Raw genomic sequence first — 10,000 nt, 5'->3', positions numbered from 1 at the left:
GGATCAACGTTCCCGTGATTACAGCAATGTAGCGCAGCAATACCGTCCGGCTCATGGTGATTTTGCTTATGATGCCAAATATGGGCTGCGTGATTATCGCGGCGGAGGAAGATCTTCTGCTAGAGAAACAGCTGCCCGCGTCGCAGCCGGTGCCGTTGCCCGATTGGTCATCCCTGAAGTCAAAATTCAGGGTTATCTAGTGGAATTAGGCGGCGACAAGATTGATCGGCAAGACTTTGATAAAGCTGAAATCAACAATAATCCTTTCTTTTGCCCTGACAAAGCAGCGGTGGCGAGATGGGAAAAGATTGTTGATGAGGCAAGAAAAGACGGCAATTCCGTGGGGGCTGTTGTCGAATGTGTTGCCTCTCATGTGCCTGCCGGATGGGGCGCGCCTCTCTATGCCAAGCTGGATTCAGAATTGGCAGCGGCCTGCATGGGTATCAATGCGGTTAAGGGGGTCGAGATCGGCGATGGCTTTGAAGCCGCTCGATCAACAGGACGGGATAATGCCGATGCCCTGCGTCCTGCTGACCAAGGCGATGGGGTCAAATTTCTGTCCAATCATGCAGGCGGCGTGACAGCCGGTATTGCAACTGGACAACCGGTGGTGGTTCGCTGTGCTTTAAAGCCGACCCCTTCGATTGTATCTCCCCTGCCTTCGATCAATCGTAACGGTGAAGCGGTCGAAGTCGTGACCAAGGGTCGTCACGATCCTTGCGTTGGTATTCGGGCGGTGCCTGTTGTCGAAGCAATGATGGCTTTGGTCTTGGCAGATCAGAAACTTTTGCATCGCGCCCAAACAGGCCGATAATCTTTTCCCCATTTGAGAACAAAAAAGCCGGAAGCCCTAAGGCCTCCGGCTTTTTTTTGATCACCAGTTAGATAAGATATTAAAGGTCGCGTTTCAGCGTAATGAAGAAACGACGGGGTGCGCCACCCTGTAAATTTTGGGTAAGATCGCTGCCGCTTGCGACAAAGCCATTCGTACCAATGGTCGAGACATAACGCTGCCCCGTCATATTGGTGACGTTACCAATGACTGTCCAGCCCTTCATATAAGGCACTTCATCACCGAAGTGATAACCGATAGCGCCGTTCAAAATATATTGTCCCGGAACATGAACGTTATTCACAGCATCGGCCAAGCGATGAACCATGAAGGTTCCGCCAACCCGCATTAACAAGTGATGATCGTCATAGACGATATCCGCTTTGAACATGTTGCGCGGAATACCCTGAACCCATTTATGCTTGGTATCATAAAGAACCGAGCCATCTTGGCCGGTGATATTATTGGCATAGGTGGCATGGGTATAAGAGTAGCTGGCCAAGAAGGATAATGGCCGCAAAATGCGATACATTGCCGTGACATCAACGCCATAATTTTTAATGCCGCCGACATTATAGACATTGATCGGGGCATTGGCGCTTTTCGTCGAAGTTGCCAGCAAATTATTGGTTATATAGCTGTAATAAGCGGCAACGCTCGTCTGGAAACGACCTTCATGATACCGCATACCGATTTCATAATTAGTCGATTTTTCAGGACGCAATTTATGATTGCTGGACAAACTGTTGAAATTAGCCTGCGAAGTCGCTGCCAACAGATTGGCATTCATCGCCTGCATATTTTCGGAATAGTTGAAGAACAAATCAATGCGGCTGTCAGGTTTCCACAAGATACCGAATTGTGGCAAGAACCAATCGGTTGAATTTAACTTGCCAACAGCGCGGTTGTAATCGGCAAGATTACCAGCCGCTTTGTTCTGGCTAGTCGTCTGGAATCCTTTCCAACCACCGGACAAGGTGACCTTACCAAAGTCCATCCGGTCAGACACATAATACATGGTTGTTTCAGAACCGATGGTATGCGCCCATTGCGAACTGAAAGGATTGCGCTGATAGTGAAGGATATTACGGGAAGGTTCGCTTTCGCCACCCGCCAAATCATAATAATCGGTGGCCTGATGGCTGACACTGGATTCATACCAGCCGCCCGCTTCTAAATGGTTTTTGAAGACCGAGAAATCATGATCCCATGCGACATGACCCGTGACACCGCCGCGATTTTGGGTAGACGTAACCCCCATAAGAGAGAGGGAAGACCCACCCGGCGTTGCAACATAAGGATTATACATCAAATCCTGACCATATTCACGGTTATAATAACCGGTCAGGTCAACACTGATTTCCTTGGTGACGTGGCGTTTGAAATGCAAACCGCCGATATAGTCACGTCTTAACGTCGAAGCGCTATAATAGGTGTCATTAACGGAATTATAAGGTGACGGATAAGCGTTGCTGCCATTCTGATAGGCCGTGGCCATCTGCTGGGCGATGTCCCAATTATGGGTATAATCGGTATCGGTACCTAATCTCTTCTGCATGTCATAACTACTGGCCATGTAGTTATTTTCATTCAGATTGGCATAGTTAAAGAAGACCCCGACTTCACCATCATAGCCATCATGCAAATCCTGCGTGATCTTGGCATTGACTTGATGTTCTTTTTCTTTACCCCAGCCGCGGCTTTTACCGCTGGTCAGATAACCATAGCTGAAAGAACCGCGTAAACCGTTACCTGTAATATCGCCGGTTTCCACACGGACAAAACCGCGCCATGTATTATTGGAACCGTAGGTGCCTGATCCAACGATATCGAGTTTGTCACCCGGACGGTGAGAAGCAAACTGCACCGAGCCGCCGACATTATTGTTAGCAGCCAAGCCCAAGCTACCCGTCGTGGAGTTGACCGTCACGCTGTCAATATTTTCAGGCATGATCATCCGGTTGATCGACAAGCCGTTGCTGCTGTCCATCATATTACCGAGCGGCACACCATCAATCGTAAAGCCAATCTGATCCTGCGAGAAACCACGGATATTGAGATTGCTGGATTTTTCATCCAAGCCGAAAGAATCCGCTGACTGGAAATTAACACCCGGCAAGGTCGCCATAACACTAAGGGCAGAAGTCCCTGGGGTCATCCGGCTAAAATTATCTTGCGTGATGGTTACTTGCTGGCGCGTCTGGCCAAAACCGATATTCGCGATATCATCACGCCCAACCCGACGGCTGATTAAACCACCCGCGCCATCATCTTTTGCCCGAGGTTGGGTGACATCCTCTTTCCGAAGCAAGGGTTCATTGGGGATCGGATGGGAGGCAGAAACAGCCGTTGGCGTGCGTCCCCGTGTTCCGGCACCCGTCGTGGCCGCAGGGGCTGGGTGCGCAGCAGCCGATGGTTGATTACCTTTCAAGGCCTGCGTGGAACCATCCGGTCTTTTATATTGAACCCCCTGCGCGTAAGCGGATTGCACACAAGCAAGAAGGGCAGTACCCGCCAGTAACTGACAAAAATATCTTGTCATTCATCCTCTCCTTTACTGCAATAAGACCGGATTTTTCCGGTTCCTGCAGATATTCTTTTAGTCTTTTTATTGTATCCAAGAGAATGGATGGATGACATTATCAGGCCACCCCATTTCATTCCCCCGATAGATAACCGAAACGTCCTGTTCTGTAGGCTATATTAGCGAAAAAGCAAAAGCCTAACAGCGAACAAAATGTCTAGTGACAATTTGTCATAAAGCTGTCTGTCATCTCTACATAGCCGTTATAAGGCTTGATAGCTTTAAAATATCTTAAGGCTATCCCCTAATTGCAGTCTAACAAGCAGATTCTCTAGAAAATCTGGCATAACAGCCACACATCCAGCCGTTTTTCGACCTAAAATACGACAATGCAGGAAGATTGCACTGCCTAAATCAGGAAAAGACGGCCGATCGTTATAGCCCAGCGTGATAATAATGTCATAAAGAGAGTCATTGCGCCACAAAGACTCAGCTGATCCCGAAAAGGGTAACGTAACGGGTTGGTTATAACAGCCATATCGGCTGTCATCGCACCAGCCATCATCAGGGCGAATCCAACGCCACGGAATTTTAATATCCTGCAGATGAAAAGACGGATAATCTACGGCAGAAAAACGATCAGGACGCAACAACGCCCCCCGAACAGGCCAACAGCCTAAAGGCGTTTTATTGTCCCCTTCCCGTTTTTTGTCAGCCGCAATAACACCGTTTTCCCCTAAGGCACATGATGTCTGATAGCGCCGTCCGTTCCGTTCTTCGGTTAAAATGCCCAATTGGCTATTGATGTAAATTTCTACCATTGCCAGACAGGCTATACTGACAATCTGACAAGATCACAGGCGATTACTGCGAGGATAAAAATATATTCGAGCCTGTTTTTAAAAATCCACTCCATTAACCGAAAAAAATAAGGTGGCATTAGATATAAATGCCACCTTGGAATATATTTTATAGTTAACCCTAAATTTTAGAAGCCTTCTAATACAATCTTACCTTTGGCATGGCCGTCTTCAATGAATTGATGAGCCTGTTTCAAATGAGTAGCGTTAATCACGCCACAATTTTTTGTAAGTGTCGTTCGAATGCGTCCTTCATCTACCAAACGGCTTAATTTGTTTAAAATATGATGCTGTTCCAGCAAATCAGCGGTTCCAAACATAGAACGGGTAAACATAAATTCATAATGCAGCGATAAGGATTTAGCCTGAAAAAGCGTGATATCAACATTGCTAGGCTCGTCGATCAAAGCAAAGCGGCCTTGGGGTGCCATCAATTCAGCGGCTTCTGCAAAATGCTGTTCTGTATGGGTAGTCGAAAAAACAAAAGAAGGGTCGCCCTGATGAAGCGCCTTTATTTGGGCGGGTAAAGGCTGTTTATGATCAATAACGTAATGCGCTCCCATTTCACTAACCCATTCACGGCTTTCTGGTCGCGAAGCAGTAGCAATAATAGTAGCATCACTTAACTGGCGGGCTAGCTGAATAGCGATCGAGCCAACCCCACCACCGCCGCCAATAATCAAAATAACGGGTTTTATTCCGGCCACAGGCTCATGGATATGAAGCCGATCGAATAAGACTTCCCAAGCCGTCAGCGCAGTTAAGGGCAAGGCGGCGGCTTCTGCCCAATTAAGACTTTTCGGTTTTTGACCAACCAGTTGTTCATCCATCAACTGAAATTCTGCATTACTACCAGAGCGACCGAAAGCACCTGCATAAAAAACTTCGTCACCGACTTTAAATAGTTCGGCATTGCTTCCTGTTTCGACAACAATACCGGCCGCATCCCATCCCAAAATTTTCCATTCTTCACCGGCTTTCGGAGAAATTTTCTGTCTGACTTTGGTATCGACGGGATTAACAGAAATGGCTTTTATTTCGACTAATAAATCGCGGCCTTGGGGTTTCGGTTTAGGGATGTCAATATCGACCAATGCCGCAGATTCAGTGATGGGTAACGGTTTTTGATAACCTATAGCACGCATAATCAGCTCCCTTTTATGGTTTAAGGTTATCAATATCTCGACTATTGTGAAAAAGAACAAGAACGCACATAAAAGGCCTATAGTATCCAAAATGATACTGTAAAAGGAAATGCCATGCCTCGTATCCGACATCAAAATTTTGAATGTAATGCCGGTTGCCCTGTCGAAGGGACGCTTAATTTGATTGATGGCAAATGGAAAGGTGTTATCCTTTACCATCTTTTTGAAAAAACTTTACGTTTCAATGAATTACGTCGGCGTTTTCCTGATATCACACAACGTATGTTGACTAAGCAATTACGGGAATTAGAAAAAAATGAGCTGATTATCCGAAAAATTTACCCCGTCATCCCACCGAAGGTGGAATATAGTTTATCCGAACGGGGGCGCAGTCTTGAACCTATTATAATGGCGCTCAAAAATTGGGGTGATACTTATTTGGTCGATAAGCCGTAATAACTACACTTTGATAACGGCAACCTTCTTTTGAAAGTGACCGATCAGAGCATACGAACAGACGATAGCCTTATTTTAAACCGTTTAGAGCTAAAAAGAATAATAGCCTCTTCCATAAATAGCGCTATCGCCTATTTGATAAGTCATAAATTCTGCCCTATTTAAATATTTTCACCGTTATAATTGATGACCGCTACGATCGCGCTTGGTTTCAAGATAGGCCTGATTATGGGGATTCGGTTTAATCTTTAATGGCAATCGTTCGATCACATCGATACCGGCCTTTTTTAACCCTTCTACCTTGTCGGGGTTATTGGTTAGCAAACGGATTTGTTTTATTTCTAATTCACCTAGCATCTGGGCAGCCAGCCGAAAATCGCGGGCATCATTGACAAAGCCCAAGCGGACATTGGCATCTACTGTATCAAAACCCTGATCTTGCAAGCTATAGGCACGTAATTTATTGATCAGCCCAATACCACGCCCTTCCTGTCGCAAATAAAGCAAGATACCATAGCCGGATTCATCCATAATCCTTAAAGCCTGATGGAGCTGGGGGCCACAATCACATTTCAACGAGCCAAAAACATCGCCGGTAAGACATTCGCTATGCAATCGGACAACGGGCGGTTGGCCATCAGGATGGCCGATAATCACCGCAACATGCTCTACGGCATCGGCATCATTTCTGAATGCAACGATCTGGCTATTTTCAATGGCTTTACCATGATCGCCCAAGGCAATCGGCAACCGCGCTCTTGCGGCGATATAAACGCCCTGACCTTGGAAAAAATCGACAATATCTTGTGCGGGAACAGTCAAAAGCGATTGTTCAGATTGACCTTCCTGAACGAAGAAAGCCGGAAGTAATCCTGCCATTCTAGCCAATTCCAAAGCCGAAGTGGCTGCCGCCTTTACAACGGTTTTTTTAACCTTGAAAGGCCCCTTCATCGGCATTTCCAGATCCATAGAAGGATCGGCCAAAGCCAAGGCAGAAGCACAATCTATCCAAGGCGTTCTTGCCAAGGTGACAGGTTGATCGGGCGTAGCGGCCTCTTTGTCATTGGCAAGATTCAAGATAGCCGCTCTTGCCGCAGACAGTAAAATACCAGCCGTCTGATCAGGGTCAAAAACCTTGAGCCGATGGTCGTCAGCACGTTCAACTGCCAACAGGCTTAGAACTTCGCCTTGATCAGAGATCGAAATCGGCCAACCCCGCCGCAAGGCATCTATCGCCTGTGCTATGACTATCGCTTTACGATCCTCAACCATGAAAAGAAAACTCCGTAAGTAAAGGCACATGATCCGAAGGCTTTATCCAACTCCGACAGGATTCGTATACCTTGTGACTGACCAAATGATCGACGAGGCTGGGACTTGCCCACATGTGATCGAGGCGTCGCCCTCGATCCGACTTTGTCCAGTCTTTCGAGCGATAGCTCCACCATGTATATAAGCGTTCCGGTGCCGGATAAAAATGACGACCCAGATCAATCCAGTTGTGACTGATTTGCAAGCGGGAAAGATGATCGACTTCTATCGGGGTATGGCTGACGACTTTTAAAAGCTGTTTATGGCTCCAGACATCGGATTCTAGCGGGGCGATATTAAAATCCCCAACCAGAATAGTCGGCTGTTCCAAATGCGATGACCATTCAATCATTCGGCTGATAAAATCGAGCTTCTGACCGAATTTTGGGTTAAGATCACGATCAGGGATATCACCACCTGCCGGAATATAGACATTCTCCAGCCGCACCCCGTTTTCCAAGGTAATACCGATATGGCGGGCTTCCTGATTATTTTGCCAATCATGGCTAGTGATTTCTGCAGGAGAAAAGGCCACTCGGCTCAGAATGGCAACGCCATTATAACCGGGCTGACCGTGGACAGCCTGATGAATATAGCCAAGATCATAGAAAAAACGGGAGGGAAAAACGCCGTTCGTGGCCTTGGTTTCTTGCAAGCAGAGAATATCCGGCTGCTCTTCTTTTAAGAAACGTTCAACATGCGCCAATCGGGCGCGCACTGAATTGATATTCCATGAGACAATACGCAAAATATTTCCTGCCATTTATGACCGATAAACGACCCACAAGAATGCCATTTTACGGAAAAAATGGTCTTTCCCTGCAAGTATCTAGCTAAAAAGGTCATGAGTTAAGCATAGGAAATAGCTGCCTAGCAAGCGGATATTCCGATGTTTCTTCTCACTAAGACAAAAAAAGGCCCTCGCTTCGGGGGCGTGAAGCGAGGGCTGACCTAATATTGGTCACGCGAGATGGCTTGAGCTGACAGACAACAGGGGGGAAAATTCTGCCAGCATATTGAGCCACGAAAAAATCATTACACCTTTGAAGCTGTCACTAAGATGAATAAAATACATTTTTTTATTTAAATTTGTATCAAATATGCCGTTAATATATGTCATTTGAATTTTTACGCAAAAATAATATAAAAATATCTTGAAATAAGATTTCTAATTTCAAAAATATAAATAGTCGCAGACAAGTTTTAATAAACTAATAAAGAGGCTTGGATTCATTTATTAAAAGTGGCAAAATATAAGAACAAGATTTGAGGATGGTCAATTTTCATATTAAATATATTTATTTTTAAAAAATAAACGAAAATGAAATAATTTTATTATATTTTTACTATTTGAAAAATAATGTTTATTTTTAAATAAAAACATGAATATTTTTATGGATAAAAAATAAACGGGAAAAATATGAAAATAAAAACCACGACCGAAATAAAAAATATACTTTTGAATATGGTCGATATTCTTATCGAGAATAAAGACTATTGTCGGGGTAGAATCCTTTATCATCTGGCCAATAAAATTGAGAAAGAGCCCAATCATACCCGCCACAATATTAAAAAATTATATGGCCATTTTGGTAACTTTTTTGATCTCGAAAACAACAGGGAATTTAAAATCCTGAAAGATAAGCTACATGCTTTTTTATTCAGGGATTTTCAATTGGTGCCCCAAACGGTTCATTCTGACAGGATACAGGAAAGCTACGCGATGAAACCCGTTGTTAATCAGCACAGAAAAGGCCTTATCTCAGCCCCCGTCAATGCGGTTGTCAATGGCCTCTCCAAAATCAGAAATGATATTCGGAGAACCTATTCTTTTCTCTTTAAAAGATAGCCCCCTTAACGAGGGCCATTATTACCGCGGGGGTCATTCCAGCGAAACATATTATTGGAAACCGGCTGATTAAATTTTTGCTCGGACAAAATGATTTGAGATCGGTTATTCTGGGCATCAATAACCGTCCATCCCATCAACATTAACTGCGCGGGAGCTGATTTGTCGCGCTGAAAATTGATAGCGATCGTGCCAAAATCGGGATGCTTCGGATCATGTCCGGTGATGACAATATTTTTGCCATCATCTGAGGTCAAAGTCGCATAGCTTGCGATATCTTTCGACGGATCAATCAAGATAGAAAGGGGCGAATCCCCAATCGGCCAGCGGGAAACCTGCCTTACTGAATAATCTATCATCACCAAGGCTTTGCCATCCCCGACGACCAGTAAAGGCACATCTTTTTGATATTGGAAACGGATTAAACCCGGTTTTTTTAGGGTCAAACTGCCATCCAAAGCCTGACCATTCCGGTCAACCTGAACGAAATGGGCGGTCATCGTTGCGACTTCCCGCAGATGTTTTTGTATCTGGGGAAAAATAGTAGAAGAGGCATCACCAGCCGGAGCCGCTATCGCCGGAAAAGCGGGCAGACAGAGGGCTGTCGATAGAAACGCGGCAGCTACAGCCTTACAAAAACAGCCTTTTGATTTTGCCAGAATGGAATCTTCCACGTTTGAATAATCCTTCACCAATAAAAGGCGGATAGCGGGTTAAACACTTTATATTTTTCGTTCATGAGCAGAATTCAGGTGAACTGAAGGTTAATTGATTACAGCAATGAAACCAGTTCATCCGCCTGAATTAACACCTCCCGACGACCGACATGATCGGCCGCCGAAACAATGCCTTCTTTCTCCATCCGTTCAATCAGACGGGCAGCATTATTATAACCGACCCGTAATTGCCGTTGCAGCCAACTGGTCGAGGCTTTCCGGCTTTCAACCACAAGCTGAACCGCATCGCGATAGCGTTTTGTTTCAGGATCGTGATCACCATCTGGCTGACCTTCAAGCTTATAGC

10 protein-coding genes are annotated in these 10,000 nt (G+C 45.3%); 3 read left to right on the top strand and 7 right to left on the bottom strand.

The features are described from left to right. On the top strand, positions 1–814 hold an 814-nt coding region (aroC, locus tag LDL18_RS01950; RefSeq protein ID WP_296506592.1), incomplete at its 5' end, for a chorismate synthase. A gap of 79 nt (positions 815–893) precedes the next feature. Here aroC and LDL18_RS01945 read toward each other — a convergent pair. The 3 genes from LDL18_RS01945 to LDL18_RS01935 form a co-directional block, all read right to left on the bottom strand. Next, complete coding sequence (locus LDL18_RS01945; RefSeq protein ID WP_296506590.1) at positions 894–3,374, bottom strand: TonB-dependent receptor; 2,481 nt, start codon at positions 3,372–3,374, stop codon at positions 894–896. Between the two features lie 263 nt (positions 3,375–3,637). Then, positions 3,638–4,177: a L,D-transpeptidase family protein gene (locus tag LDL18_RS01940; protein ID WP_296506588.1), complete on the bottom strand. Its 540-nt coding sequence runs from the start codon at positions 4,175–4,177 to the stop codon at positions 3,638–3,640. 167 nt (positions 4,178–4,344) lie between these two features. Next, on the bottom strand, positions 4,345–5,361 hold the full coding sequence (locus tag LDL18_RS01935) for a zinc-binding alcohol dehydrogenase family protein (protein WP_296506586.1): 1,017 nt from the start codon (positions 5,359–5,361) through the stop codon (positions 4,345–4,347). Between the two features lie 114 nt (positions 5,362–5,475). Here LDL18_RS01935 and LDL18_RS01930 point away from each other — a divergent pair, with 114 nt between their 5' ends. Beyond that, a complete protein-coding gene (locus LDL18_RS01930) occupies positions 5,476–5,817 on the top strand; it encodes a helix-turn-helix domain-containing protein (protein ID WP_296506583.1) in 342 nt (113 codons plus the stop codon). Positions 5,818–5,994: 177 nt separating this feature from the next. Here the strand turns inward: LDL18_RS01930 and ribA are convergent, their stop codons facing one another. Continuing rightward, entirely contained in the window at positions 5,995–7,089 is a 1,095-nt protein-coding gene (gene ribA, locus LDL18_RS01925) for a GTP cyclohydrolase II (protein ID WP_296506581.1), read from the bottom strand. Beyond that, positions 7,082–7,891 carry an exodeoxyribonuclease III gene (gene xth / locus LDL18_RS01920; protein WP_296506579.1) on the bottom strand — a complete coding sequence of 270 codons (810 nt, stop codon included), beginning with the start codon at positions 7,889–7,891 and terminating at the stop codon, positions 7,082–7,084. Before xth ends, ribA begins: the two co-directional genes overlap by 8 nt. A 657-nt stretch (positions 7,892–8,548) precedes the next feature. On the opposite strand from xth, the gene LDL18_RS01915 reads away from it, so the two are divergent. Continuing rightward, positions 8,549–8,977, top strand: a complete 429-nt coding sequence (locus tag LDL18_RS01915; RefSeq protein WP_296506578.1) for a hypothetical protein — start codon at positions 8,549–8,551, stop codon at positions 8,975–8,977. 5 nt (positions 8,978–8,982) lie between these two features. Here LDL18_RS01915 and LDL18_RS01910 read toward each other — a convergent pair whose 3' ends face one another. Both LDL18_RS01910 and LDL18_RS01905 read right to left on the bottom strand, forming a co-directional pair. Then, entirely contained in the window at positions 8,983–9,651 is a 669-nt protein-coding gene (locus tag LDL18_RS01910) for an outer membrane lipoprotein carrier protein LolA (RefSeq protein WP_296506576.1), read from the bottom strand. Between the two features lie 98 nt (positions 9,652–9,749). Beyond that, the coding region (locus LDL18_RS01905) for a DNA translocase FtsK (RefSeq protein ID WP_296506574.1) at positions 9,750–10,000 on the bottom strand (251 nt) is incomplete at its 5' end.

The sequence above is a fragment of the Zymomonas sp. genome (assembly GCF_020216885.1).
In the GTDB taxonomy this organism is placed as follows: Bacteria; Pseudomonadota; Alphaproteobacteria; order Sphingomonadales; family Sphingomonadaceae; genus Zymomonas.
The sequence above is the reverse complement of the archived record's forward strand: the minus strand, read 5'-3'. Positions and strand labels throughout refer to the sequence as shown.